23 protein-coding genes are annotated in these 25,547 nt (G+C 63.9%); 8 read left to right on the top strand and 15 right to left on the bottom strand.

Annotation, left to right across the window (positions count from 1 at the left end):
• Positions 1-407: 407 nt before the first annotated feature.
• Positions 408-1,448, bottom strand: coding sequence for an IS110 family RNA-guided transposase (locus AC07UX_RS12530; RefSeq protein WP_495192352.1), 1,041 nt, complete (start codon positions 1,446-1,448; stop codon positions 408-410).
• A gap of 369 nt (positions 1,449-1,817) precedes the next feature.
• Here AC07UX_RS12530 and AC07UX_RS12525 point away from each other — a divergent pair, with 369 nt between their 5' ends.
• The gene (locus AC07UX_RS12525; protein ID WP_495192351.1) at positions 1,818-3,995 is read left to right on the top strand and encodes a hypothetical protein; all 2,178 of its coding nucleotides are present in this window, start codon (positions 1,818-1,820) and stop codon (positions 3,993-3,995) included.
• A gap of 49 nt (positions 3,996-4,044) precedes the next feature.
• Here the strand turns inward: AC07UX_RS12525 and AC07UX_RS12520 are convergent, their stop codons facing one another.
• Entirely contained in the window at positions 4,045-4,212 is a 168-nt protein-coding gene (locus AC07UX_RS12520) for a helix-turn-helix domain-containing protein (protein ID WP_495192630.1), read from the bottom strand.
• An 85-nt stretch (positions 4,213-4,297) separates the two neighbouring features.
• A complete protein-coding gene (locus tag AC07UX_RS12515) occupies positions 4,298-4,492 on the bottom strand; it encodes a hypothetical protein (protein WP_495192350.1) in 195 nt (64 codons plus the stop codon).
• A 153-nt stretch (positions 4,493-4,645) separates the two neighbouring features.
• Here AC07UX_RS12515 and AC07UX_RS12510 point away from each other — a divergent pair, with 153 nt between their 5' ends.
• A complete protein-coding gene (locus AC07UX_RS12510; protein WP_495192349.1) occupies positions 4,646-5,824 on the top strand; it encodes a M48 family metalloprotease in 1,179 nt (392 codons plus the stop codon).
• A 12-nt stretch (positions 5,825-5,836) separates the two neighbouring features.
• Here the strand turns inward: AC07UX_RS12510 and AC07UX_RS12505 are convergent, their stop codons facing one another.
• From AC07UX_RS12505 to AC07UX_RS12490, 4 genes are all read right to left on the bottom strand, one after another.
• Complete coding sequence (locus AC07UX_RS12505; protein ID WP_495192348.1) at positions 5,837-6,115, bottom strand: hypothetical protein; 279 nt, start codon at positions 6,113-6,115, stop codon at positions 5,837-5,839.
• A gap of 100 nt (positions 6,116-6,215) precedes the next feature.
• Complete coding sequence (locus AC07UX_RS12500; protein WP_495192347.1) at positions 6,216-7,661, bottom strand: phospholipase D-like domain-containing protein; 1,446 nt, start codon at positions 7,659-7,661, stop codon at positions 6,216-6,218.
• 123 nt (positions 7,662-7,784) lie between these two features.
• Entirely contained in the window at positions 7,785-8,720 is a 936-nt protein-coding gene (locus tag AC07UX_RS12495) for a hypothetical protein (protein ID WP_495192346.1), read from the bottom strand.
• A gap of 667 nt (positions 8,721-9,387) precedes the next feature.
• The gene (locus AC07UX_RS12490; protein WP_495192345.1) at positions 9,388-9,705 is read right to left on the bottom strand and encodes a hypothetical protein; all 318 of its coding nucleotides are present in this window, start codon (positions 9,703-9,705) and stop codon (positions 9,388-9,390) included.
• Positions 9,706-9,835: 130 nt separating this feature from the next.
• Here AC07UX_RS12490 and AC07UX_RS12485 point away from each other — a divergent pair, with 130 nt between their 5' ends.
• Together AC07UX_RS12485 and AC07UX_RS12480 are read left to right on the top strand one after the other, a co-directional pair.
• Entirely contained in the window at positions 9,836-10,615 is a 780-nt protein-coding gene (locus tag AC07UX_RS12485; RefSeq protein ID WP_495192344.1) for a hypothetical protein, read from the top strand.
• Positions 10,616-11,179: 564 nt separating this feature from the next.
• Positions 11,180-12,481: a methyltransferase family protein gene (locus AC07UX_RS12480; protein ID WP_495192343.1), complete on the top strand. Its 1,302-nt coding sequence runs from the start codon at positions 11,180-11,182 to the stop codon at positions 12,479-12,481.
• Positions 12,482-12,484: 3 nt separating this feature from the next.
• On the opposite strand, the gene AC07UX_RS12475 is transcribed toward AC07UX_RS12480, so the two are convergent.
• Positions 12,485-13,858 (bottom strand): glutamate--cysteine ligase, encoded by a 1,374-nt coding sequence (locus tag AC07UX_RS12475; protein ID WP_495192342.1) that lies wholly within the window; start codon positions 13,856-13,858, stop codon positions 12,485-12,487.
• A gap of 157 nt (positions 13,859-14,015) precedes the next feature.
• On the bottom strand, positions 14,016-14,762 hold the full coding sequence (locus AC07UX_RS12470; protein WP_495192341.1) for a 16S rRNA (uracil(1498)-N(3))-methyltransferase: 747 nt from the start codon (positions 14,760-14,762) through the stop codon (positions 14,016-14,018).
• A gap of 102 nt (positions 14,763-14,864) precedes the next feature.
• On the opposite strand from AC07UX_RS12470, the gene ubiA reads away from it, so the two are divergent.
• Together ubiA and AC07UX_RS12460 are read left to right on the top strand one after the other, a co-directional pair.
• Entirely contained in the window at positions 14,865-15,773 is a 909-nt protein-coding gene (gene ubiA, locus AC07UX_RS12465) for a 4-hydroxybenzoate octaprenyltransferase (protein ID WP_495192629.1), read from the top strand.
• Complete coding sequence (locus AC07UX_RS12460; RefSeq protein WP_495192340.1) at positions 15,770-17,224, top strand: phospholipase D-like domain-containing protein; 1,455 nt, start codon at positions 15,770-15,772, stop codon at positions 17,222-17,224. Before ubiA ends, AC07UX_RS12460 begins: the two co-directional genes overlap by 4 nt.
• Position 17,225: 1 nt before the next feature.
• Here the strand turns inward: AC07UX_RS12460 and AC07UX_RS12455 are convergent, their stop codons facing one another.
• From AC07UX_RS12455 to AC07UX_RS12430, 6 genes are all read right to left on the bottom strand, one after another.
• Complete coding sequence (locus tag AC07UX_RS12455; protein ID WP_495192339.1) at positions 17,226-17,504, bottom strand: BrnA antitoxin family protein; 279 nt, start codon at positions 17,502-17,504, stop codon at positions 17,226-17,228.
• Positions 17,464-17,736, bottom strand: coding sequence for a BrnT family toxin (locus tag AC07UX_RS12450; RefSeq protein WP_495192338.1), 273 nt, complete (start codon positions 17,734-17,736; stop codon positions 17,464-17,466). Before AC07UX_RS12450 ends, AC07UX_RS12455 begins: the two co-directional genes overlap by 41 nt.
• Before the next feature lie 160 nt (positions 17,737-17,896).
• Positions 17,897-21,337, bottom strand: coding sequence for a chromosome segregation SMC family protein (locus tag AC07UX_RS12445; protein WP_495192337.1), 3,441 nt, complete (start codon positions 21,335-21,337; stop codon positions 17,897-17,899).
• A gap of 74 nt (positions 21,338-21,411) precedes the next feature.
• Positions 21,412-22,143 carry a thioredoxin domain-containing protein gene (locus AC07UX_RS12440; protein ID WP_495192628.1) on the bottom strand — a complete coding sequence of 244 codons (732 nt, stop codon included), beginning with the start codon at positions 22,141-22,143 and terminating at the stop codon, positions 21,412-21,414.
• 45 nt (positions 22,144-22,188) lie between these two features.
• Positions 22,189-22,857, bottom strand: coding sequence for a thioredoxin domain-containing protein (locus AC07UX_RS12435; protein WP_495192336.1), 669 nt, complete (start codon positions 22,855-22,857; stop codon positions 22,189-22,191).
• A gap of 93 nt (positions 22,858-22,950) precedes the next feature.
• On the bottom strand, positions 22,951-23,496 hold the full coding sequence (locus tag AC07UX_RS12430; RefSeq protein ID WP_495192335.1) for a DUF721 domain-containing protein: 546 nt from the start codon (positions 23,494-23,496) through the stop codon (positions 22,951-22,953).
• A gap of 26 nt (positions 23,497-23,522) precedes the next feature.
• Between AC07UX_RS12430 and AC07UX_RS12425 the strand changes: the two genes are divergently transcribed.
• Together AC07UX_RS12425 and nudC are read left to right on the top strand one after the other, a co-directional pair.
• Positions 23,523-24,590, top strand: a complete 1,068-nt coding sequence (locus tag AC07UX_RS12425) for an A/G-specific adenine glycosylase (RefSeq protein ID WP_495192334.1) — start codon at positions 23,523-23,525, stop codon at positions 24,588-24,590.
• Complete coding sequence (gene nudC, locus AC07UX_RS12420) at positions 24,577-25,515, top strand: NAD(+) diphosphatase (RefSeq protein WP_495192333.1); 939 nt, start codon at positions 24,577-24,579, stop codon at positions 25,513-25,515. Before AC07UX_RS12425 ends, nudC begins: the two co-directional genes overlap by 14 nt.
• Positions 25,516-25,547 lie beyond the last annotated feature (32 nt).

Here is a 25,547-nt window from a genome sequence, read left to right as displayed (position 1 = left end):
GATGACAAATCCCTTTCAGTTTGATTTTAGCGCATTCATTTACAGCAGTGACGTGCCTCCCGAAAGGTCCCTCAGTCTGACGTAGAGTCTGTCCGCGAGGAAAGAGCAGACGCTTTGGGATGACCTGCCGGGTAAGCGGACTGTCTTCTGTGGATGGCTCCCGCGTTGCAAGCATAAAGTGATGATCTGACGTTCCGTCGGGTGCAGTCGTCTGTCCGGCCTGTTGATGCAGTCGGTGTAGACTGCTGGCCCTGATGGGGTCCGCGAACAAGGTCCGATCGGCTTTGCAGGCTATGACGCCTAAGACAGTCCTTGGGTTGTCCTTGTTCCCGGTCCGACCGGTTTTGCCATCACATCCTTCGCTCTCACAACCTCGTGAAGCTGATCTCCTCAGCTAAACTCTTGATCTATGCTGCTGCCAGCATGGGCGCATGCCCGCGTTCGAAGACGCCGCCGCGCGCCATGACCGCCCATGCGATCCGCGCCATCTTGTTGGCGATGGCGACCGAGACAACGCGCGCAGGCTTTCTGGCGAGCAGAGCGACAAAGCGCGGATCGACCGTGCTGGGTTTCTGCTTGGCGTATCGGACAAGCGCGGTTGCGCCAATGACCAGGAGCTGCCGCAGATATCTGTCGCCCATCTTGGTAATGCGCCCCAATCGGTCCTTGCCGCCACTCGAACTCTGCCGCGGGGTCAGCCCCAGCCAGGCGGCGAACTGGCGCCCTGACGAGAACTGGCTTGGATCAGTCACTGCCGCGGCAAGTGCGGTCGCGCCGATCGGCCCGATACCAGGGATCGTCGCCAGGCGCCGGGCCCTGTCGTCGCTCCGCTGCAGAGCGGCGAGACGCAGGTCGAGCTTTCGCAACTGGGCGTGAAGCTGGAGCAGTTGTCCTGCCAGCATGGCGACGACGTTCACCGCTTCGGTCGGCAGGTCGAGCTTGGACTCACCCTCGGCGATCTCCCGCGCCATCTGCAGTGCCTTCACGATCCCCACCGGGATCGCGATGCCCAGCTCGGCGAGCACGCTGCGCATCATGTTGACCAGCTGCGTGCGCTGCTTGATCAGCAGGCTACGCACGCGGTGCAGCGACAACGCTGCCTGCTGCTCGCGCGACTTGACGGGCACGAACCGCATCGTCTGACGTGTGACCGCTTCGCAGATTGCCTCTGCGTCGGCGGCATCGTTCTTACCGCGCTTCACATAAGGCTTCACGTAAGCCGCCGGCATCAGCCGCACCTCATGGCCCAGCTTCGTCAGTTCGCGCGCCCAGTGATGCGACGTCCCGCAGGCCTCGGCGCCGACAAGGCACGGCGGCAGCTTCTCGAAGAACGGCAACATCTGCGATCGCCGCAGCGCCTTGCGAATGACGACCTCTCCGGTCGCGCTGATACCGTGAACCTGAAAAACGTTTTTGGCCAAATCGAGGCCGATCGTGCTAATCTCCATGGCGGGTGGCTCCTTCTCGGGTTGCATGACAGCAAACCCATCTTGGCACTTAGATGCCGTGAGCGGGAGCCATCCACCTCATCCGCACTTGGGAAGCGAAATTTGGGCGCTAAAGAGCAGCAAAGGGTCGGTTTCGCCGAAAGCGAACGCCGGATCGTGGGACATTGCTGCTGTTCCATAGCGATAGTCCGAACGGCAGCTCTTCCTAAGGAGCGGACATTCAATGAGCCCATGACCGATAACGCAGATCGTCAGAATTTGACCGCTTTCCGGACGTAAAATCGGACGAGTCATGCAGGTCGGCTAAAGGCCGGCGAGATTCTTGGCTGCAAATTGGCGTCGGCCTTGAAGCAGCGATAGTACACCAACATGGTCAAGCGAATTCAGAAACCACTCACCCTCGATCAAATGACCACGATCCGTGGAATTCCCTCAAGCGAGGCCTACGGAGCGGATCATTCTCCCAGTTTCGATCAGAACGAGACAAATCGCCTTTACGAAGCGGCAGTCGAGACAATCGCTGAGGAGGGGGATCGACTAGATTCTCTGGAATTGCTCACGTTGCTGGCCGCGATTGAGCAGATGACCACGCTACAAGAGCCACCTCAGCGGATAGGCATCGCGGCGGTCGAACTGGCACAAGCACAGCTGCTACGGTCCGCGTTTCCAGGCGATGCACTTACCACTGCAACAGCGGAGAATTTTATCGAGGCGTTGACAGCCGACCTTCATCTCTTTCTCGACCAAACTGCGAAGCCGCCGACGGATGAAAAAGGGCATGTACTTTCCCGCCGTCGCATGCAGACGTTGCTGGTCCGACACACCTTCTATGCGCACCACGCCGCGCAGATATTCCGGCGGGTGGCCAGAAATCTGGAACGGGTCGAGCTTCCCTCACTCGGACTGACGCTCGGGCAAGCGTCGATGATCAGCATGGCATTCGCCGTGGCTGTTCAGGCCGCGCTGAATTCAAGCAAACTGAAGGTTGTGATCCCGGAATGGCTGGCTGGCAAGATCGAGAGATTCGACCCTGCTTGGACGAAACCATACGAAATTGATCCGAGAATTCTCTCGCCGGCGATCCCCGATGTCGACGTCGCCACTTTGGCGAAGCTTCTGGACCGGCTGTCGATGGCTGAGGGCGAGTTGCGCGACGCTGACCCCGCGCACTTGCACCTCGACAATCCGATTTGGAGGCGACCGTTCATAAAGCATCAGGGGCGATGGTTCTGCTTCTCCCCGGGAACGCTGCTCTCGTCCCAGTTCGATATCATGGCGGAACTCGCAAGCGACATCTCCGAACGGCCAGGAGAATTGGTAGGCAAGGCGCGCGGGACCGCGCTGGAAGACATGCTCGTCGAAGCCCTTCAGCAAATGCTGCCGCACGCGGAGGTACTGCGATCCGTTAAATGGGACGACGCCGTCGGCAAGGAATTCGAGACCGACGCTATAGCCCTGATAGACGGACTAGTCCTGATCTTCGAGGCCAAGGGCGATGCCCTCTCGATGACCGGCAGGCGTGGAAGCAACAAGTGGTTGCGCGATTTTGACGACATCGCGGTCGAAGCCGCTGTGCAAAGTTGGAGGCTCGAGCAAGCGCTCCGCGACCAGAAACGCGAGGCCATCGAGCTACGTGCCGACGGGCGAACGGTTAGGCTGCGTCTCGACGACGTCCGCCATGTCGTGCGTTTTGGGGTCTCTCTCGAGCGCGTGACGATGGCCAGCTTTGGCCTAGAGGGGCATCTGCGGGCGCGGATCGAGCGCGCTGGCGGCATGCCGATGCCGATCCTTACGATCGGAGACCTTTGGCAAGTGAGGGACCTCTTGGGCAGCGAGGGGCATTGCCTCCACTTTCTCCTTCGCCGCACCGAACTCGAACGGGACTTCGAGTTCATCGCAGACGAATTGGACCTTATCGCCCATTACCTCCGCACCGGCTTCGTGCGTCTCTGGAATGATGTCGAAGATCGCAGCCCGGTGGCGCTCTATGGCTTGTCCGATTTTCTGCGCTTCTACCAAAAGGGCTCCCCTCACTATGATGCGACGGTAAAGCTGCCAAAGCGGACGACTGCATGGTGGGATAAGCTGATCCGGGAGCGCGAGGAGCGAAGGGCGCCTGGCTGGACAGACATGGTCTACGACCTTCTGAACATCCCCTTGCTCTCGCAGAAGCGTTTCGAGGAGGATGTCCGGAAGCTACGCCGCAAGGTTCGGCGACTACCGGGACGATACCCTCGGGACGGCCTCCTGATGCAGGCTCCGCATCAACTTCGTCCATCCGCCTTTGCGTGCATCGCCATGGGAAGGATGTCCTCGGCAGACCGTATCGCACTTGCCCGCGGACATTTCGCAGAACTGCTCGAAAGTCATCCAGATGAGCGCTTGTTCGTGTTCGTCCTCGACACAGCATCAGCCAATCCGACGCCTGCCTTGCCCTACTACCGCGGCATCGCCTGGGATCGGCACGTGGAAAACATTGGCGCCGAAGGCGAAGGTGTCGCGTCAGGGCTATTCTTCGAAGTCGACGCCAGCGAGGCGACTCCGTGAGACCTGGGGCAATCGCAGGCCTTCCTGGTTAAGTCTCGACATCCGCGCGCTACTGCGGCGTCGGCCGCGCTGCCGGGGAACTACGAGGTGTCGTCCCGTGCCACTTCCTGAAGGCGCGGTAGAAGGCGCTCGGTTCGCTATAGCCCAGCGCAGCCGAAAGGCTTTCGATACTCAAGGTGCCATCCGAAAGATAATCCCAAGTCATGCTTCGACGCAGGTCGTCCTTGATCGACGCGTAGCTGTTCAGCGGCGCAAGTATCTCGCGAGCGATCCAGCCGGCGGATCGCGCCCGCCAGGCTTAGTCAAGTCGCCCCGGAGACGAACGTGGCCGTGCCGCTGTCGTCCACGACGCGGTCCAGCAGTCCCAACTTCTCGCCGACGATCGCCGTGTGGACGGTGACGCCCGGATAGGCGCCGTCGGGAAAGAGGAGTGCGAACGCGAGAAAGTGCTCGGCCCTCCCGGTGATCTTCATACTCGCCTCACCGGTCGTTTTCATTTCGCGATTCCCATCCGCCATCCTATCTTTGTCCCGGAACCATATAGAGCAGCGGCTTCCGCCTTTGTCCCGGCCCGCACGGAAACCGGGCGCTGCACATCAATCGAGGAAGACGCGTTGGAGGATCGACCGCCCTTGCCTGGGAACCGGGCCATGACCGAGGAGGAGGTACGCCGGTTCCTCGCCCTAGTTCCTGGCTCAAGGCGCGCGGCGCAGGGCGTGATCGTCGATAACGGGGACGGGACTCGCTACCACTATACCGGGGTGATCCGGATGGACCCGGACCTCACGGAAAAGGAGAACCTTGACCTAGCCTATGGGGCGAAGCACGAGGTCATCAGGATGCGCGACCTTCGCACCCCGCACGACTATCTTCTTCGCGTCCGCCTCAAGGCGATCGCGGCCTCGACGCGCGCAGTCCGCACCTTTCGCGACCGACGCGCGAGGTTCGAGGCGCGCGGGAGGCGGTGGACCCTGACCGATTACTACAATGCGCAGAATAGCGAGGCGAAGCGCTACATTGCCCGGCTTAGCCGGGCCCAGCAGCGCATCGTCAAGGCCATCCCATATGGCCTAGCGCCGATCAACGAGGCCAATGCCGTCGCCCGCAAGACCCTTCTTGGCGACGTGGTCATAGTCGCGGAAAACCTGCGCAGCTTCTACTATTTCATGAATATCGCGATGTACGGGCCGTATTCCGGGATCGGGCCGGGCGACTGCATCGATGCCGCCCTGATTGCGCTGCGCATCATGCGCGGCAGCGAGTCCTTCGACTTCGATTTGGATCCTCGCGCGGTGCTTCCCCCGCGCGTCGAGCGGGAAATCCAGTCGCGGACTGCGACCCAGATGGAGTTCACGTTCGGGCATGAGTTCGCGCACGTGCTGGAAGGCCATCTCGATGCTGGCGATGCCAGTGGCGACATCAAGACCTACTCGCATGAGTGCGAGTACGCCGCCGACAGCCGCGCGGTGCTGGCGGCCGGCCCGGACCATGCTGCACGGGAAGCGCTCGCGCGTGGCGCGTTCGACGTGCTACTGTTCCTGCATTTCTTGGAGACGAGCGCAGCCGCCGGTATGCTGGGCCGGTTCTCCGCAAGCGACACGCACCCTCGGCCGGTCGAGCGGATCGAGCGGCTTGCGGCGACGCTGGGGAACCGCCTTGGTCGCCCGCCGGGCGAGATCGAGGCCAGCATCGAGGCGATAGAGCAGATGGCCGGGCAAGTTGGGAAGCGCGTCGAGTACTCGGACCGGCCGGACCTGCTCGACTTCTACGGCTCCATGTATCTCGTCGGGTACACGGACCGGATGAAGGAGGACCGCGTGGAGTTCTGAGTCCTTTTGCCATCAGCCCGACACGCCATGGATGTTCCGGCTTAGGTGGCCCGTCGCCGGCTCTACGCCATCGCCTCGCCGGAACAGCCAGAAGCGCTGGCTGCCTTCGACCTCGACGCGAAAATAATCACGTACCGCCCACCGCTCCCTGTCATTGCGCCACCATTCGCTATGGATTCGCTCGGGGTGACGTCCTCCCTGTTTTTTCATCCAGTTTGACCGGATAAGTGGCGCCATGCCGCCGATCCGCTTCGTCCGATGCAAGCGACTGCCTCTGCCGGAACCGGTCATTTACAGGATCGAGCACGAAAGGCCTTGTCTGGTCGATTGCCGACTTGGTAACTTCAATCCGTCTAATCAGTGGTGGGAGCGGGGCCAGTCGCGGGGCGGGTCACCGTGCGTGATAGGCTTCTAGGATGAGTGCTGGCTTGGCGAGCCTGCCGGGCCGCTTCTTGGAGTCTCGCCACGTGCTGCGCAGGAATGCCAGCAGCGAGCCGCTCTCCTCGAGAACCGAGCTGTCCGCGCCAACGGCCTGGACGGCCTCCCTGACCGCCTTGAGGAAAAGCGAGTGGCTCCGGCCGCCACGCGCATCGTCAAGGCACAGCTGCCGGGTCATGCTTTCTAGGAATTCGTTCCAGCCGCGTATGTCCGTCCGGAATCGCGGCACCTGAGCCAGCTCGTAGCCGGTCAGGTAGCGGCGCCTAAACTCCAAGTCTTCGATCAGTTCCAGGTCTCTCGCTACCCTTTCGTCGAATACCCTCGCGTAGTGCGTTCGGTCCAGGCTGGCGCCGCCCTCTAAAAACGTGCCTGCTGCGCTCCCCAGTCGGTCCCAGAGTCCGGAGACAGCGTCAAGGAATGCCTGACGCGCGTTCCCCAGTGCGGCCACATCATCCAGTCCTTCCAGCGCCCGGATTTGCGCCACGCGGTCCTCATATCCGCGGCGTTTGAACTTTATGCCGTTAGCCCGGTGGCACGCTTCCGAGCTCCAGTCTCCGAGGTGGGTCCACACGAACAGCCTGCGGCGCCAGTTTCCCGCTTCGCCGTCGGGCTCTTCCGCTGGCCCTTGACCGTCTTCGGGCGCACCGGAGTTACCCACGTAGTGATATGTGAGGGTCTTGTTCACGGGGACGTCGAAGCCGCTCTGGGTAACCATCTGCGACTCCTCCGACTGTGCCAGCGACTGCTTTAGGCGAACGGTCACTTTCAGGAAGCTCGGCTCCGGTCGGTAGTCGGAAAGAAGGTAGCCACGCTGGATCCACAGGTCGAAATTGCTGAGGCTGGACCTTTCCCGGCCGATCCTGATGCCAGGAAGCCGGAGCTGGAGACCGGTGCCAAGGTCTAGGTCTCTGGCTGGTCCGATCAAGCTTTCCTCGCCGGAGGAGGTCGCTGCCACGACGCCTTCGCACCAGTTGATGATGTGAGAGTGCCGAGTCTTCGTGAGGCGGCAGCTAGCTATGAGCTCAGCGTTCACGTTGCCGCCGAAGCCCTGCCGGGTGGCGTTGGCCGACCCGAAGACCAGCGTGCGCGCCGTCCGCTTCGCCTCTGTAGTCCAGACGATGTAGAAGAGCTTCAGGTGCACGAGGCCCGGGGCGGAACCCAGAACGCACGTAAGCGCGACCTTCCGCTTCGAGGCGGCTACGCAGTCCCTGATCATCTCGATGTCATCGCGCCGGCATCCGTCGTCGATGACGACGTAGAGCTGCCTCGGTCTAAGGTCGCCTATCAGGCGCTCAAAAAACTCCCGCTCCACATATGGTGTGACGACAAGCACCCTCTCGGCCTTTCGTCCAGCTCTGTGCGCGAAGAGGTCGTAGTTGTGCACTTGGGGCTCTGCCATATCTAATCATGGTGCGGATGCGTTGTTAGGTAAAGGCGGTTGCGAACTACACTGCGTCGTCGACGCGAACGTCATTTGCGGGGAACGGTCGCTTCGCCTCACGCATTGCCGCGATGCCCAATGTCAGCCGAGCGCAGTCTGCATGGTGTGGTTCGCTGCCGCTATCTCCGCCAACATCTCTTCGGACGGGGGGCGCTTCGCGACTAGGTTGACGAGCGTGGCGACCTTCAGAGGCATGACCACCGCGTTCCTGGTCATCGGGTTTCTCGCGACCGTCGGGATGAACGCGACGCACAGGATTGAGCCGACCGCCTTCTTCCCCGCGAAGACGTCGTCGATAGCCTCCTGCCCGTTGTCCTGCAGGACGTCGGAGATCATCCCTGTCAGCTTTTCGATCGTGTAGATGGCGGGCTGCCGCCAGTCCGCGAAGAAGCCGGCCTCCGGCCAGAGACCTGCGCCGAGTAGCCGGGGGGTGAGGTTGAAGGCTACGATGCCCTCCGGCGCCGGGCATCGCTCGATCTGATCGACACCCTTGACGATGTGATCAAGGAGGCTTTGCGTATGTGGCGAACGCACCGTCTTGAAGGCGTAGGCGCGGGCGGCCCGGCTGCCGTCCAGCGCGATTACGTCGGGGTTGTCGCCCTTCGAATTCTTAGGGTGGTCGAGCAGGACCCTGATGTTCCTGGCCATTAGCAGTGTGGCCCAGTAGACCTCCACGAGCTTGTTGTAGGCGTCCGCATCGGCAGGCGGTTCCTGCGTCAGGTGGACCGCGCCCAGCACGAGCATTTCTAGATGGGGGATTAGCGTCGGGAAGTCCGGATGGTTCTCCACAGCCAACACCTTCGCGGCGAGGTCGTGGACCGCCAGCCCAGCGGTATACTCGAGGCGCATGTCATCGGGCGTGCCGGCAAACCCCGCTCTGATTGTGTTCAGGATCCGCCAGAGAGGAAGCATGTCGGTGCCAGTCGAGGCGTGTCTGGGAATGCTTACGCCGTGCGTTGCGAGCAGTTCCTCGAAGCTGTCAACGAGATCGGACACGCCCGCGATCTGAACCTGCATGCCATGTTTCCTTGTACGCTAGCGCCGCCAGCGATGACGTAATCGTGTGCCCAGAGAGCGCACGCAGCGGACGAACGTCTCAACCAGTGCCATCATATTCCGACTGCCGTCGTTATTGGCTGGATCTGTCAATCGATGCGGCACTGCCAGGCGGATATCGCGTAATAAAGCATCGTTTGCGGTGGCCAAGAGCAATCTGAACCACGGTCCGCTTGTGGCCCGTTGCGACCATCAGCATCACCAAAACGAACGTCGGCCTGCACGATGCGCTTTCATCGCCTGAAATGGCCCGATGCGGGGTACCTTTATGCCCGGCAATTGTCAGACCTGCGAATGGCCGGTTCCGGCGCGAGCCGACATTCACCGCACTGCGTCGGAACGATGTGAGTTGGTCGGCTGCCGCCAGCTTCCGGCGATAATGACGCACAAACCATCACTCGGGCCCTCCTGCTCGTCTTCCGACTCCCGTCATTCGTTCATCTAAGCATGAGGCTTGCCCAAGTCCCGAGTTTACGACCGAGATGGCCTGTAGATGGGGGAAGTTGCAGTGGAGCTTCGGCTATGAAATCAGCTGACAGTCGTGAGAAGCTCCCATTGATGTTGCGGCTCGAAAGGGCAGCTGGGTAGGTATGCATGGGGACGGCCGCAGCCGTCCCCATGCATACCTTCAGCCCAGTTCCGCCGACTCGCGCTGGCGGACGTTCCGGAAAAGCTGGTGCGCAGCCTGCGCCGCACGCGACTCAACGCACTTAAGCTCGACCGCAAGGCTGACATTGCCGCTCAGCAATGCCCGCAGCACCCTCGCAGTTCCCCTCACGTCGGCTTGTGTGACCTCTGGATTGAACCGCTGAATTGCCTTGGCGGTGATTGAGACCGCCACATCATGCCCGTACTCATCTTCCATTTGGGCAAACTCGCGCATCTCACGAAGCACCTTCGCAGTGCCCGCAAGCTTGCTGGTCGCCTTCGTTGTTCCCGTATCCATGTCGTCTTCTCCGCTTGGCGCCCCAGCTGCGACGTTCGCGAACCGGCCGACACCAGGGGCATCGTAAGAGGCCGCGCCATCGCTGCCGACGGCAAGTTACATTTCTATTTTTTCGGATTACCTTGCCGGAATGGAAATGCTGTCAAAAGCTTCGAATGGACTGGAGCGATCGCGCGCGGCCGCGCTCCGCGTCCGTCACCGCTACGCCCATGATTTCGCGCATCGGACCCTCGCGAGGTTCAGGCGCCTGCTGGATCTCGAGACCACGTCCGGCGATCGCGCCTGCGAGACTGCTCCGGGCGCCAATCGGTTCGCGGACATGCTCAATGCGCACAATTGTGCACACGCCGACTCGGATGATCCGGCGGCAATTCCGACGCGCCGTGGCAAGCTGCACTGGCAGGCTATCCAAGTCGTTCGGTTGGTCCGAGCCTGCGGCTTCCCCGATCTGAAATCCTACATCAACAGCTTCGATCGGAGGACAACGCCTGAGGTTAGCCACGACATCACGGGGACCAACTACGGGCGCCTTCTTAGGGCCTATGTCGTCGAAAAGGGTCTTTTTACACTTGGAGAGGTGCGCATGAGCAAGGAGGAATATCGCCTGTGCTGTGAGATCCTGAACTCGTTGGCGTTCAACTCAGATGAGAATCCAAGCTACGGTCCTGGGTACGTCTGCAATCGGCGCTTCAAACGATATGCGGCGGAGCACTTCATATATCTTTTAGATGAACTGCGTGGCCAGAAGCTGACGGACTTGCCTGCTCCATCTGATGAGCGGTCCGAGCTGAGAAGGATGGGGATTCTCGGCACACGGCCAGGTTCTGAAGCGGAGCGCGACCCATGGGCGACGTGCACGCTTCAGTTCCTTGCCGACAAAGCGTCTCAGCCGGTCACAGAACGCTCTTAGAGGATGTCGCCCGCAGGTGGGCCATTGGCAGACGGCCCGCGAGGGAGAGAGAAGCCGGCCATATTGATGTCCATCAACACTGTGGACAGCGTTTTGGGCAACAACGGCGCCAAATAGGCGCGAAGTAGATAGTCCGCTCGGTTCGACCCGAACGGCTGCTTCTATCGCAAGCGGCCTTTCGCCGTCGAGTGCACGAATGTCCGGGTCTGGTCGAATGTTGCCCAAGATTGCCGACAAAGCTGATCAAATGGGAACCGAACCGATGTTCAAAATCTGAGGATTTCTCAATGTTTGGACGCAGATGGCTGAAAGTGGATACCCCTTGTAAAATTCTCAAATGATATTATAAGCTTAGTTAGATTTCTGGCTCACCATTTGCCGCTTGCGGTATATTTGGCGGTATCTCGCTGCGCCGGACTTGCGATCAAAAATTTGAAATCAAATCTTTATTTGATCGCTTGGATTCCGTCCCCGGGCACCACATCTCCCCCTTTCGTCGCTGATCAGGACCGCAGCCCCTGCTGGTTCACCGCTTGCTTACCATTATCTGCTAGGGCTGCGGCCATGAGCAAGGTCGATCCCATTCCCAAATCCGCCGTCAGCCATGGGGTCGGCATCGCCGGACTTGTCGGGCTTGGCCTCTGGACGCTTGTGGCGCGCCATTATGGCATGGATGGGCCCAATGCAGGACTGACGGCGGTCGTCGCCTGCGGGCTGCCGATGGTGCTATGGTCGCTGATCGTCGACAAGGTGCATCGCAACGCATCGACCGGCATTGACTGGGACATGCCTGCCCGCACCGTGCGCGACGTGATGGACATCAGCATCGTCAAGATTGCGGGCCTGTGGGCGACCTGGCTGGCCATCGCGACCTTCTATTGCATCGCGCGCTGGTACTGGTCCGGCAACTATCGGTTTTCCATGGACCTGTTCATGGGTGCCGCGCCCTGGCTGCTGGCGCTGTCCATTCCCTATATCCTCTGGATCGACCGCCGGCTTGTGGAGCCGAAGGACGCTTCCTACAGTTTTGGCCAATGGATCATCGGCGGCGGCGCGGGGCAGGCGGACATGGTCCAGGTCGCCCATCATGCCCGCGCCTGGGCGGTGAAGGGCTTCTTCCTCGCCTTCATGGTCTCGATCGTGCCGGGCAATTTCGCCAGCGTGGTCGCATGGCGGATAGAGGACGCCTTCGCCCATCCGGTGGCGATGGCCGGCTTCCTGATCGCGGTCATGTTCATGATCGACGTCTGCCTGGCGACGGTCGGCTATATGCTGACCTTCAAACCGCTCGATTCGCATATCCGCACCGCCAACCCGTTCCTGGGCGGCTGGCTGGCGGCGCTGATCTGCTATCCGCCCTTCGTGCTGATGGGCAATGGCGGGCCGCTGGATTATCACGCCGGCGGCGCGGAATGGGATTATTGGACGCAGGATCTGCCCGCGCTGCAATGGCTGCTGGGCGGCTGGCTTGTGGCGTTGACGGGCCTTTACGCCTGGGCGACGGTAGCGTTCGGCCTGCGTTTTTCCAACCTCACCCATCGCGGCATATTGACCCACGGCCCCTATCGCTGGACGCGCCACCCGGCCTATCTGGCCAAGAATCTCTTCTGGTGGTTTTCCGCGCTACCCTTTCTGGCGGTGTCGGGCAGCCTGACCGACATGGTGCGCAACTGCGCCATGCTCGCGCTGACCAACGCCGTCTATTATTGGCGCGCGAAGACGGAGGAGCAGCACCTGTCCGCCGACCCCGACTATCGCGCCTATAGCGAATGGATGGAACGCAATGCGCCCGTACCGCGCTTCTTCGCCTGGATGACGGGGAAGAAGCGCGAGACGATGGTGGCCGCCGCGCAGCCGGCGGAATGAGGTTTAGAAGCTTTCCTCGTCATAGACCTTGCTGAGGTCGCCCTGCCACTGCCCATGATAGCGTTCCAGCAGGCGTTCGGCGTTGGTCTTGCCGGACGTGACCACCTCGTCGAGGAAGGACAGATAGCCCGTCTCATTGTCGCCCGCGCCGTTGAGGCGATCACGGGCGGCCAGACCCGAACGGGCGATATCGACCACCTGCCCAGCAATGTCGCGCAGCTTGCGCCCGCCACCGATCGGCGCATCCAGCCCCAGCCTGGGCACGGAGTCGCGCAGCGTCTGCCGTTCCTCCATGGTCCAGTCCTTGACCACATCCCATGCGGCATCCAGCGCGCCCTGATCGTAAAGCAGCCCGACCCATAGCGCGGGCAGCGCACAGATGCGGTTCCACGGCCCGCCATCGGCCCCGCGCATTTCCAGGAAGCTCTTCATCCGCACTTCGGGGAAGGCGGTGGAGAGGTGATCCTCCCAATCCTTCTCGGTCGGCTTCTCGCCCGGCAGCACCGCCAGCTTGCCATCCAGGAAGTCGCGGAAACTATGCCCCGCCGCGTCGATATATTTGCCGTCCCGATAAACGAAATACATCGGCACATCGAGGGCGTAGTCGGCATAGCGTTCGTAACCGAAGCCGTCCTCGAACACGAAGGGCAGCATGCCGGTACGCCCCGGATCGGTGTCCGACCAGATATGGCTGCGGTAGGACAGGAAGCCGTTGGGCTTGCCTTCGGTAAAGGGCGAATTGGCGAACAGCGCGGTCGCGAGCGGTTGCAGGGCAAGGCTGACGCGGAATTTCTGCGCCATGTCCGCTTCGCTGCCATAGTCCAGGTTGGTCTGGATCGTGCAGGTGCGCAACATCATGTCCAGCCCCATCGACCCCACGCGCGGCATGTGCCGCAGCATGATCTCGTATCGGCCCTTGGGCATGATCGGCAGTTCCGCGCGCGTCTTGTCCGGCCACATGCCAAGGCCAAGGAAGCCCAGGCCCAGCATGTCGCCCACATATTTCACCTGCTCCAGATGGCGGCCGGTTTCGGCGCAGGTCTGGTGCAGATTGTCGAGCGGCGCGCCGGAGAGTTCCAGCTGGCCCGCCGGTTCCAGGCTGATCGTACCGTCCGCACCCGACAGGGCGATGATATTCTCACCCTCGAACACCGGGCTCCAGCCATAGCGGGTCAGGCCGATCAACAGCGTGTGGATTCCACCCATCTCCTCATAGGAAGGGGCGTGATGATCCTTGCGGTTATAGACGAATTTCTCGTGCTCGGTGCCGATCCGCCAGCGGTCCTTGGGCTTTTCTCCCTTGGAAAAGGCCGCGATCAACTGGTCGCGATTCTCGATGACGGGATCATGATCCCCGGAGTCTGTTCTGGTGCTCATGCCCCGCCCTTAGTGCTTCCCCAACGCGCGTCAAACCAGAGCGCGCCGCCGACAGATAAGTTGCGCCTATGCTTCGCGCAACAAGATAGCGGAATGAAACCTAGAGCACCTTCAAATCAGGTGGAACAGCCGACTCGAAAAGCGCGACGAATCAGAATCAAGTCCAGTCGCCATTGATCGTCATCCAGGCCGATGTCGCGGCGATGGCGGCCGTTTCCGCCCGCAGGATTCGCGGCCCCAGCGATACCGGTACGGCGCCCGGCGTCGCGCGGATCGCCTCGCGCTCGGCAGGATCGAACCCACCTTCCGGCCCGACCAGAAAAGCGGCAGGACCAGGATGGGTCCGCAATGTCGCATCCAGCGCCGCGCCGCCCGTTTCGTCCGCGAAGAAGAGGTGCCGATCGGGCGCCCAGCCTTTCAACAGCGCGTCCAGCTTCGTCATTTCGGCCAGTTCGGGCAAGGCGGTGCGCCCGCATTGCTCCGCCGCCTCGACCAGATGAGCGTGAAGCCGATCCAGGTTCAGCCTGTCCACCACCGCCCGGCGCGTCAGCACCGGCTGAAGCCGCGCCACGCCCAGTTCGCACGCCTTTTCGGCGATCAGGTCGATCCGGCCTTTCTTGATCGGCGCGCAGCAAAGCCAGAAATCGGGCACATGCTCGGGCGGCTTGGTCTGGCTGACGCATTCCAGCACCAGGTCGCGCTTGCGAATATCGCGCGCCCGCGCCGCCCATTCGCCCGACCGGCCGTCGAACAACAGCACGATGTCGTCGGGCTTCACCCGCATGACGCTGATCAGATAATGGGCCGGATTGCCATCGACCGGCACCACCACGCCTTCGCCCAGCTGGGTTTCGACGTGCAGGCGCGGGGCGCTTTGCGGGGGCCAGGCGGGGGTTGCGGTCATTTCATCTCATGTCTTGCCGGTGACTTGTTCTTCCCTAAAGAGAAGCATGGCCCTTCGACAAGCGTTAGGGCGAATTTGGAGTCGCCGTTGAATCAGACGCCGTTGAACAAGGGGATCGTTCCGGACAGCGAAGCGCGCGGCCTGCTCGCCCGCCTGCCCGACACGCCCCGTACCTTGGCGCAACTGGCGCGACTGGATCGGCCGATCGGCTGGTGGCTGCTGTTCTGGCCCGGCGCCTGGGCCGTGGCGCTGGCCGGGGGCGGCTTTGCCCGCTGGCCTTTGATCGCGTGGCTCCTGATCGGCAGTATCGCGATGCGCGGGGCAGGCTGCGTCTTCAACGACATCGTCGATCGCGATCTCGACCGGAAAGTCGCCCGCACGGCCGCGCGGCCGCTCGCCAGCGGCGCCATGTCGGTGAAGGTGGCGTGGGCCTGGCTGCTGGCCCTGTGCCTCGTCGGCCTGGTCGTCCTGCTCCAACTCTCTCTTCATGCACAAGTCGTGGCGCTGGGCAGCCTGGCGCTGGTCGCGGCCTATCCCTTCATGAAACGGATTACCGGCTGGCCGCAGGTCTGGCTCGGCCTCGTCTTCTCCTGGGCTGCGCTGGTGGGCTGGAGCGAGGTGGCCGGCGCGCTCACCCTGCCGGGCCTGCTCCTCTATGCCGGCAGCATCTTCTGGGTGGTCGGCTATGACACCATCTATGCGCTACAGGACCGGGAGGATGACGCGCTGATCGGCATCGGTTCCAGCGCCCTGTCGATGGGCCGCCATGTGCGCGGCGGCGTGACATTATGCTACGCGCTCGCTCTGGCCTTGTGGGGCGGCGCAATCTGGCAGATACGGCCGCAGGGTCTGGCGCTGGCCGCCCTGCTGCCCATGGCGGTGCATCTGCTGTGGCAGACAGGCACGTTGAAGGAAGATGGAGTCGATCCCCTGCGTAAATTCCGGTCCAACCGCTTTGCCGGTTTGCTGATGTTCCTGGGCTGTCTGGTCGTGGGGAGTGCGTCGCTATGACGCCGCAACTGGGCACCGATTGCTGGCGCATCGAACGCGCGGACAAGGCCAGCGTCGTCATCGACGCGGATAATTATTTCCGCCTGGCCCGCGCCGCGATGATGAAGGCCAAGCGCCGCATCATGCTGATCGGCTGGGATTTCGATCCGGCCATCAGCCTGATTCGCGAAGATGAGGCCAAGGATGATGCGCCGATGGTCATCGGCGACTTCATCACCTGGCTGGTCGAACAGACGCCGGAGCTGGAAATTTTCCTGCTGCGCTGGGATGTCGGTGCGATCAAGTCGATGGCGAAACCCTCGCACCTCGTCACCACGCTGCGCTGGATGGCGCATCCGCGCATCACCGTGAAGCTGGACGGCCATCATCCCCCCGCCGCCTCCCACCATCAAAAGATCGTCGTGATCGACGATTGTTTCGCTTTTTGCGGCGGCATCGACATGACCGGCGACCGCTGGGACACGCGCCATCATCGCGACGAGGAACCGGGGCGCCTCCATCCCGACGGGTCGCCCTATGGCCCCTGGCATGATGCCACCACGGCGCTGGCCGGCCCGGTTGCCGCCGCGCTGGGCGAACATGCCCGCAATCGCTGGATCGGCGCGGGCGGCGATCCGCTGGAGCCGGTCGAGGGGATCAGCGATTGCTGGCCCGACAGGTTGCCCGTGATGTTCGAGGGCGTCGATATCGCCATCGCCCGATCCGCGCCCAAGATGGACGATCAGGAAGAGCTGATCGAGATCGAGCAGCTTTACCTGCATCAAATCGCGGCGGCCAAGCGGCACATCTATGCCGAAAGCCAATATTTCGCCTCCCGCCGCATCGCCGAGGCGATCGCCAGGCGGCTGGACGAGGCGGACGGGCCGGACATCGTCATCGTCAATCCGGAACAGGCCGATGGCTGGCTGGAACAGCAGGCGATGGATACGGCCCGTGCGCGCCTGTACGAAACGCTCAAGGCGCGCGATCCCCATGGCCGCTTCCGCATCTACCACCCTTTCACCAATCGCGGCGTGCCCATCTATGTCCATGCCAAGATATTGATCGTGGACGACCGGCTGATCCGCGTCGGCTCGTCCAACATGAACAATCGATCGATGCGGCTGGATACCGAATGCGACGTGTCGATCGACACCATCCTGCCCGCCAATGCAGGACGGCAGGCGACGATCCTGAAGATTCGCGACGACCTGATCGCTGAACATCTGGATCTGCCCACCGAACGGGTCTCGGCGGTCATCGCCGAACGCGGCCTGATCGCCGCGATCGAGGAACTGCGTCAGAAGCCCGGCCGCACGCTGCGCCCCTATGTGACGCCCGACCTCAACGACGTACAGACCTGGCTCGCCGACCATGAGGTACTGGACCCCGAAGGCCCGGAGGAAATGTTCGAGCCGGTCAACGAACGCGGCCTGTTCCGCCGGATGAAGGGCTGGTTCGGGCGGGGGTAAACTACAGCCCGAGCAGTTTGCGCAATTCGGCGTTGATCCGGCTCTGCCAGCCGGGTCCGCCGGCGCGAAAGGCGTCCAGTACCGCCCGGTCGAGCCGTAGCGTCACCTGTTGCTTGGGGTCTTCTGATTTAGGGCGACCGGGCCTTGCAATAATGCCAGCGCCGGGCCGAATAACCTTGTCCCCGATCCGAAATTCGGCCTGATCGAACATTTCCTCCGTCCATTCCGGGATGTCATCGTCATTCCAGTCGGCGGGCATAGGCTTTCTGCTCTCGGTCATTGCATTTCCTCATCGAGATGACCCGCAACCCTTCCTCCGTCGGTGTCCAGACAAGAATAACGAGACGGTCGTTTACCAAGCCGAAAGTCTGGAAGCGCGGCTCCGGATAATCGAATCTATCATCCTCTCTCGTGAAGACAGGGCCATCAAAAATCTGCGCGGCATCTGCGAAGTCCAGTCCGCGCTCTGATAATGTGGCCTGCCTTTTGGCAGCATCAAAACTCACTCTCATAAACCGAAATCCTCAGGCGAGCCTGCCTCATGAGGGCAGGCTGAGTCGTTGGAGACGTGCCGTCACTTCCGTTGCTGGTTTCTCGGTTTCTGATATTTTCAGTTGGCGCGATCAGAATATGGATGAAGATCGAAAAAGTCAATATTTGTAGTTACAACAACTACTCCGCCGCCAATAAGGCCTCGGCGCTTTGCAGGTTGACCGACACCAGCCGGCTCACGCCGCGCTCCACCATGGTCACGCCGAACAGGCGGTGCATGCGCGCCATGCTGACGGCATTATGGGTGACGATCAGGTAACGGGTATTCGTCTGCGCCACCATCGCGTCCAGCAGATCGCAGAAACGCTCGACATTGGCGTCGTCCAGCGGCGCGTCCACCTCGTCCAGCACGCAGATCGGCGCAGGATTGGTCAGGAACAGCCCGAAGATCAGCGCGACCGCGGTCAGCGCCTGTTCGCCGCCTGACAAGAGCGTCAGCGCCGCCAGCTTCTTGCCCGGCGGCTGCGCCATGATCTCCAGCCCCGCCTCCAGCGGATCGTCGCTGTCGATCAGTTCCAGATGCGCCTGCCCGCCGTTGAACAACGTCGTGAAGAGCCGCCGGAAATGCCCGTCCACCGCCTCGAACGCGGCCAGCAGCCTTTGCCGCCCCTCGCGGTTGAGGCTGCCGATCGACCCGCGCAACTGGTTGATCGCTTGCGTAAGTTCCGCGCTTTCCGATCGACTGGCCGCCTGGACAGCTTCCAGTTCCTCCAGTTCCTGCGCCGCGACCAGATTGACCGGGCCGATGCGCTCGCGCTCGGCATGGAAACGGTCATGATCGGCCAGTTCGGTCTGCGCGATGCGGATCTCGGCGCTGGCAAAGCCCAGCTTCTCCGGCAGGACCGGCGGCGGACATTCGAACCGCTCGCCCGACAGGCGGTTGGTTTCGATCCGGCGCTCGTCGGCGGCTTCGGCACGCGCAACGGCGGTAGCGCGGGCTTCACGCGCGGCGGCCAGCGCCTCGCCCGCCTGCGCCGCACGCCCCTCGGCCGTGCGCAGCGCCCCCTCCGCCTCCTGCTCGGCGCTGCGGGCCTGATCGGCGGCCTGCGTCAGGGCCGTGCCCTGATCGCTCAGCCCCGCTATGGCGCTGGCCAACGCATCGGGCTGCGTCACAAGTCCGTCACGCTCGCCGACAATCTCCTCGGCACGGGCGACCATGGCGGCGATCCGCTTGGCCGCCTCGCCCGCGCGAGCGCGCCAGCCCTTCGCTTCGGCGTCGGCCGCTGCCTGCCGTTCCTGGTCGATCGTCAGGGCGCGATCGGCCAGCGCCTGATCCGCCTGCAACTGGCCGACCGCGCCCCGCGCCTTCTCGCTCGCCTGCGACAGGGTCACGACCAGTGCACGGGTTGCCGCACCATCGGGCACAGCAGCCCGGTTTGACTCCGCCTTCTCATGCTCGCCCTGCGCGCCATCCCGGTCGCGCCGCGCCTCGGCCAATCGTTCCTCGACATCCTCGCGCCGCCCGGCCAGCCGTTCCAGCGCCGTAGTCGCCTCATCGGCGGCGCGCAGCGCAGCGCGCAACCTCTGGTCCGCCTGCGACAGGCCGGTGCGTCCTGCGGCCAGCGCCTGCACGGCCGCCTGTTCGCGCGCCTTTGCTCCATCCTGCGCCGCATCGGCCTGCTCGACCTCGGCCTGCACGGCCGGGCGCGCAGCGGCGATTGCGTCCAGCCGATTAAACCGGATCAGCCGCTCGGCCGCAGCCGCCCCGCCCTCCGCTGCCACATAGCCGTCCCAGCGGCGCAACTGCCCATCCCGCGTGACCAGCCGTTGCCCCACGCCCAGCGCCTGCCCCGCGTCGCGGTCCACCACCCCGATCTGCGCCAGACGGCGGGCCAGTTCCACCGGCGCCGTGACATGCGCGGCCAGCGGCGTGGCGCCAGCGGGCAAGGCGGGATCGCCGGGCAACGGATCGGCCCCGGCCCAGCGCCGCTTGCCCTCCGCCCCCACCGGCGCCTCAAGATCGTCGCCCAGCGCGGCGGCCAGCGCCCGCTCATAACCCGGCGCCGCCTTCAGCCGGTCCAGCGCCCGCGCCTTGGTTCCGCCGCTATCCACGGCCCGTTTCAACGCTGCCGCCTCACTGTCCAGCGCCGCCAGCCCGGCCCGCGCCGACGCCAGTGCCGCTTCGGCCGATGCCCGTGCTTGGGCGGCGGACTGGCGATCCGCATCGGCCGTCTGAATGGCGTTTTCGGCAGCATCGCGATCGGCCTTCGCCTTGTCCTGATCGGCCATCGCCGTCTCGCGCTGCGCCTCCAGCGGGGCGGCATCGGGCAGGGCGGCCGCCTCCGCAGTCAGTCGTACCACCTCCCGCTGCGCCCGGTCCATCCGGCTGCGCGCGGCCGCCAGCGCCGCTTCCGCGACGCGCAATTCGGCCTGCTCGGCCGCCTGCGTCGCCATCGCCTTGGCCAGATCCAGTTCGGTGTCGCGCGCCGCATCCTCGGCAGCGGATATCCGTGCGGCAAAGGCCGGACGCAATTTCTCCGTCTCGGCCACCCGCCCCTTCAGCGTGGCGATCTCCGCCGTCAGCCGGGCGATCGCCTCCGCCGCATCATTGGCCAGCGTTCCTTCGCGCGCGCGATCCTCCTCCAGCCGGGACGCCTGCTGCGTCAGGTCGGCCAGACGGCGGACGACCGAATCCCGCTCGGTCCGCAGCGCCGCCAGCCGATGCCCCGCCTCATTGGCGGCGTCGCGCGCATTCTGTGCTGCCATGCGCCGGTCGGCCAGCGCTGCGACAGCCGCCTGTGCATGGGCGGCGGCTGCCATCTGCCCCTCCTGCGCAGCCGATACGGCGGTGTCGGCCTGCTTCGCCTCCGCCCGCGCGGCCTCTGCGCTGGCATTGGCCTCGCGCCAGCGGGCGAACAGCACGCGCCCTTCGGCCACGCGAATCTGGTCCGACAGGCGGATATAGCGTTCCGCCGCCTTCGCCTGCCGCCGCAGCGCATTGGCGCGCGCGTCCATATCCACCAAAATCTCGTCCAGCCGGGCCAGATTGGCTTCGGCCGCGCGTAATTTCTGCTCGGCATCCTTGCGCCGGACATGCAGGCCGGCAATGCCCGCCGCTTCCTCCAGCATGGCCCGCCGTTCCTGCGGCCGCGCGGCGATGACGGCGGCGATCCGCCCCTGGCTGACCAGCGCCGGGCTGTGCGGGCCGGTGGCGGCATCGGCAAAGACCAGCGACACATCCTTGGCGCGCACGTCCTTGCCATTGGCGCGATAGGCGCTGCCCGCCCCGCGCTCGATCCGCCGCGTGACTTCCAGTTCGCCGTCCGCGCCCACGTCGACGGCGGAAAACAGCTCGCCCTGTTCCTGGATGGTGAGCAGCGACACTTCGGCAAAGTCGCGCTGCGGCCGCGTGGCGGTGCCCGCGAAGATCACATCCTCCATGCCGCCGCCGCGCATGGATTTGGCGCTGGATTCGCCCATGACCCAACGGATCGCTTCCAGCAGGTTGGATTTGCCGCAGCCATTGGGGCCGACGATGCCGGTCAGCCCCGGTTCGATCCGCAGCTCCGTCGCATCGACGAAGCTTTTGAAGCCTGAGAGTTTGAGGCGCTTTATCTGCATGACGGAAGACCGGAGCAGCCAGCCGCCCCGGTTCCCCTATGCGTAGGCGCGCCTGTCAGCCCCCTCTGGCGCAATCAGATCCCTGCTTCCTTGAGCTTGGGCTGGAGTGCGGACCAGCTGGCGACATTGTCCAGCAACACGCCGTTGATCAGGAAGCTGGGCGTTCCCTGAATCTGATATTCGCTGTTGGCCTTCTCGACATTCTTGGCCAGCTTCTCGGCAATCGCCGTATCGGCCAGGCACTGCTTGGCCTGATCGGCGGAAATGCCACGCTGCTGCGCATATTCGACCAGACCGGCAATCTGGGCGATCGCGCCGGGACGCTGCGCCGGGGGCAGCTTGTCCACGCCCTGGAAAGCGGCCTGCGCGCCCTGCACCTTTTCGAACATCGCCGACTGGTTGGCGAAGAACTGCTCCGACAGCGGGTAGAAGATGTCCTTGCCGCCGCAGCGGGCGAGCAGGGCGGTGGTCAGGTCGATCGGATCGCGCAGATAGGTGCGGAATTCGAAGCTCATCTTGCCGGTGTCGACGATCTTCTTGATCTCCTCCGACGCCTCGGCGGAGAAATCCTTGCAATGGCTGCATGTGTAGGAGCCATATTCGACCAGCTTCACCTTCGCCGACGGATTGCCCATCACGAAATAGCCGTCCGGCGTTTCTGCAATCCTGTCCGACCAGCTGGTGCCGGCGGGGGCTGCGACGGCGGCAACCGACTCGCCGGTCGGCTTGGCGGCGTCCTCATTCTTGCCGCAGGCGGCGAGGGTCAGGCTGAGGGCGATAAGGGCTATACCGGAAAAGGCTTTCACGACGGGCAAGGCTCCGAAATCAAACAGGATGAAAAGGGGTTTAGATCAGCGGGCGGCGGGGGGCAATGCAGCCTGGAGGATGGCCCAGCTCGATCCGTCCACCTTGGTTCCGTTCACGACGAAGCCGGGGGTGCCGGTGATCTTGGCCTTGTTCCATGCCTCGTCCGTCATCGCCAGCACCTGCTTCATCGCGGTCGGGTTGGCGACGCAGGCGTCCAGCTGCGCATTGGTAAAACCACGCTTGTTCATCAGCGCGTAAAGCCCCGTCTTCTGCCCGATATCCTTGAGTGCGGCGGTCTGGTCCGCAGGCTTGTCCGAACCGCCGTCATAGGCTTCGATCTTCTCCATCCAGGGCGTCTGGTTGGCGAACAGCGCCTCATGATTGCCCATGAAGCGAGCGGGGCCGCCGCAACGGGCCAGCAGCGCGGCGGTCAGGTCATATTTGTCGCGCACGGCATTGCGCACCTCGACGCTGACCTTGCCGCCCTTCACATAGCCGGTCTTGAGCGGCGCACTCGCCTCGCCCACGAAATGGGCGCAATGCGAACAGGTATAGCTCACATATTCGACCAGCTTGGTCGGCGCGGCAGGATTGCCCATCACATGGCCGCCGATCGGCGACAGCACGACCCGGCTCACCCAATTGGCGGCAGGCGCGGCGACCAGAGCGGCAGGAACGGCAAGCAAGGCAAGCGGCAGGAGCAGTTTCTTCATGAGGCGCGTCCGTAGAAAGGCTCCGCTGAACCGGAGCCGAATAGGGGTCGTGGGTGGCGAATGGACGGATGTGCCATCCGATCCACGATCGCTCTAGTTAATTTTCGGCAATCCGCTGCTGTTGGCAAGGCCTTGCGCCAGCGATTCGAGCACGGCGCGCAATTCCGGGTCGCCAATGTCGCGCAACGAATCGCCCAGCTCGACCGGAATGGGCTTGAGGTTGCGGGGCGGCGGCCGGCGCTCCGCGCGCATCGGCGTGATTTCGCCCTGCCGCATCGCGACCTTGGCGACGGCGGCATAGCCAAAGAAGCGGTTCACCCGCTCGACGATGTCGGGCAGCATATGCTGCACCATCGGCGCATGGCCACTCATCACCGTCAGCTGCAACGTGCCGCCGGCCTTCTGCCCCACCGGGAAGCGGATCGATTCGGGCGCCGAAATGCCGGCATAATGGCTGCCGACGATCTCCGCCCAGCGGGTGACGATGCTGGACTGGACGAAGCCGAACTTGCGAAAGGCGGCGCGGCCGATATCCGGCATCAGGTCGGCGATCGCGCGCGGCGCACCCGTACGCGGGCGCTCGGCTGCTGCGGCGGCACGACTCTTCTTATATTTAGGGGGGGCCGGGCGTTCCGTCATGAGGCGCTACATGGCATAGGGCTGGCATGCGCGTCGAGGGTAGAGACAGAAAAATCGCGGGCGACCTGCTCGCCCACTATGATGTTCACGCCCGGCGCCTGCCCTGGCGCGCGCCGCCCGGCAGCAATAGGGCGGACCCCTATCGGGTCTGGCTGTCGGAAGTGATGCTGCAACAGACGACGGTGGCCGCCGTCGGCCCCTATTTCGCGAAATTCACGGCGCGCTGGCCCACGGTGCAGGATCTGGCCGCCGCCGCCGACGCCGACCTGATGGCGGCATGGGCAGGCCTTGGCTATTATGCCCGCGCCCGTAACCTGCTCGCCTGCGCGCGGGCGGTGGCAGGCGATCATGGCGGCATCTTCCCCGATACGGAGGAGGGGCTGCGCGCGCTGCCGGGCGTGGGCGCCTATACCGCCGCCGCCGTCTCGGCCATCGCCTTTGGCCGGCGCGCGGTGGTGGTGGACGCCAATGTGGAGCGCGTGGTCGCCCGCCTCTTTGCCATAGCCACGCCGCTCCCTGCTGCCCGCACGGAGATTCGCGAAGCCTGCGACCGCATCACGCCCGACGCCCGCGCCGGCGATTTCGCGCAGGCGATGATGGATCTGGGCGCGACCATCTGCACCGCGCGCAATCCTGCCTGCGGCATCTGCCCGATCCGCGACGATTGCGCCGCTCTATTGACCGCCGATCCCGCCGCCTTTCCGGTCAAGCCGGCCAAGAAAGCCCGTCCCCATCGCACCGGCCATGGCTGGTGGATCGAGCGGGACGGCCATGTCTGGCTGGTGCGCCGCCCGGACAAGGGGCTGCTGGGCGGCATGCGCGCGCTCCCCAGCTCCGACTGGAGCGACGCGCCCGACGCCACCCCGCCGCTGCCGGCGCACTGGTCGGCGATCGATGAGCCGGTCGCGCATGTCTTTACCCATTTCTCACTGGCGCTGCGCGTCCACCATGCCCATGTGGGGGCGGACGTGACGCCGACGGGCGCAGGCGAATGGTGGCCGATCGACCGGATCGGGGAGGCGGGATTGCCGACATTATTCGCTCACGCCGCCGACGCAGTGAGGAAGGAAAGGCAGACGCATGCACGGAACTGACCCGACGACGAAGACCATGCCGGGCTTCGTCGGCAGCCGGCTGGACCGCGTCGACCACATCCGCACCAACCCTGCCCTGCTGGCCGAAACATTCGCCGATCCCGCCGCGCGCCTGCTGGTGCTGGACGGGCTAGAGCCGGTGGAGGCGGACGGGCATCTGCTGCTGGAACCACTCGGCCCCGATGCCCGCGCGCAGGATCATGTCCTGCTCGGCGTCGATCCCGTCGCCCGGCCGATCTTCGCCCGGCTGGTCGCCGACCTTGGCCCCAATCTCACGCCAACGCCGCGCAGCCGCGCCATCGCCGGCCTCGTCCCGGCCGACGAAGTCGCGCTTTACGGCACGGCGCGCAGTCTGGTCCACTGGCACGCGCGGCATCGCCATTGTTCGGTCTGCGGCGCGACCACGCGCCCGACCAAGGCCGGCTGGTCGCGCAAATGCGACGCCGACGCCTGCGCCGCCGAACATTTTCCCCGCACCGACCCGGTCGTCATCATGCTGGCCGAATATCGCGGGCGCATCCTGCTCGGCCGCCAGCATGCCTGGCCACCGGGCCGCTATTCGGCGCTGGCCGGCTTCGTCGAACCGGGCGAGACGATCGAGGAAGCGGTCGCGCGCGAATTGTTCGAGGAAGCGGGCGTCCGCGTCCATGACGTGCGCTATGTGATGAGCCAGCCCTGGCCCTTCCCATCATCCCTGATGATCGCCTGCATCGGCCAGGCGCAGGATGATGCGCTGACGCTGGATGCCACCGAGATCGAGGACGCCTTCTGGTGCGACGCCGATCAGGTGCGCGCGGCCATGGCCGGCGACCCCGATGCCCCTTTCCTGGCCCCGCCGCAAATGGCCGTCGCCTGGCACCTGCTCGACCATTGGCTGGCTGCCTTGACGCCCCCCAGCCTTGTTAGCGCGGATGCAAGCGCGTAAGGCCGCCCCCTTGCCTTCCCTATATTTCAGGA

The sequence above is a fragment of the Sphingobium sp. GW821-FHT02B05 genome, from assembly GCF_059421905.1.
Note: the sequence above shows the minus strand (reverse complement) of the source record. Positions and strands in the feature narration are given on the sequence as shown.

Coding starts and splice junctions, on each gene's coding strand:
- AC07UX_RS12490 (WP_495192345.1), bottom strand. CDS start 9,705: ATGGATACGGGAACAACGAAGGCGACCAGCAAGCTTGCGGGCACTGCG.
- AC07UX_RS12485 (WP_495192344.1), top strand. CDS start 9,836: ATGGAAATGCTGTCAAAAGCTTCGAATGGACTGGAGCGATCGCGCGCG.
- AC07UX_RS12455 (WP_495192339.1), bottom strand. CDS start 17,504: ATGACCGAGAGCAGAAAGCCTATGCCCGCCGACTGGAATGACGATGAC.
- AC07UX_RS12515 (WP_495192350.1), bottom strand. CDS start 4,492: ATGAAAACGACCGGTGAGGCGAGTATGAAGATCACCGGGAGGGCCGAG.
- AC07UX_RS12460 (WP_495192340.1), top strand. CDS start 15,770: ATGACGCCGCAACTGGGCACCGATTGCTGGCGCATCGAACGCGCGGAC.
- AC07UX_RS12425 (WP_495192334.1), top strand. CDS start 23,523: ATGCGCGTCGAGGGTAGAGACAGAAAAATCGCGGGCGACCTGCTCGCC.
- AC07UX_RS12470 (WP_495192341.1), bottom strand. CDS start 14,762: ATGACCGCAACCCCCGCCTGGCCCCCGCAAAGCGCCCCGCGCCTGCAC.
- AC07UX_RS12475 (WP_495192342.1), bottom strand. CDS start 13,858: ATGAGCACCAGAACAGACTCCGGGGATCATGATCCCGTCATCGAGAAT.
- AC07UX_RS12435 (WP_495192336.1), bottom strand. CDS start 22,857: ATGAAGAAACTGCTCCTGCCGCTTGCCTTGCTTGCCGTTCCTGCCGCT.
- AC07UX_RS12530 (WP_495192352.1), bottom strand. CDS start 1,448: ATGGAGATTAGCACGATCGGCCTCGATTTGGCCAAAAACGTTTTTCAG.
- AC07UX_RS12505 (WP_495192348.1), bottom strand. CDS start 6,115: ATGACCGGTTCCGGCAGAGGCAGTCGCTTGCATCGGACGAAGCGGATC.
- AC07UX_RS12450 (WP_495192338.1), bottom strand. CDS start 17,736: ATGAGAGTGAGTTTTGATGCTGCCAAAAGGCAGGCCACATTATCAGAG.
- nudC (WP_495192333.1), top strand. CDS start 24,577: ATGCACGGAACTGACCCGACGACGAAGACCATGCCGGGCTTCGTCGGC.
- AC07UX_RS12510 (WP_495192349.1), top strand. CDS start 4,646: ATGACCGAGGAGGAGGTACGCCGGTTCCTCGCCCTAGTTCCTGGCTCA.
- AC07UX_RS12430 (WP_495192335.1), bottom strand. CDS start 23,496: ATGACGGAACGCCCGGCCCCCCCTAAATATAAGAAGAGTCGTGCCGCC.
- AC07UX_RS12500 (WP_495192347.1), bottom strand. CDS start 7,661: ATGGCAGAGCCCCAAGTGCACAACTACGACCTCTTCGCGCACAGAGCT.
- AC07UX_RS12480 (WP_495192343.1), top strand. CDS start 11,180: ATGAGCAAGGTCGATCCCATTCCCAAATCCGCCGTCAGCCATGGGGTC.
- AC07UX_RS12525 (WP_495192351.1), top strand. CDS start 1,818: ATGGTCAAGCGAATTCAGAAACCACTCACCCTCGATCAAATGACCACG.
- AC07UX_RS12495 (WP_495192346.1), bottom strand. CDS start 8,720: ATGCAGGTTCAGATCGCGGGCGTGTCCGATCTCGTTGACAGCTTCGAG.
- AC07UX_RS12445 (WP_495192337.1), bottom strand. CDS start 21,337: ATGCAGATAAAGCGCCTCAAACTCTCAGGCTTCAAAAGCTTCGTCGAT.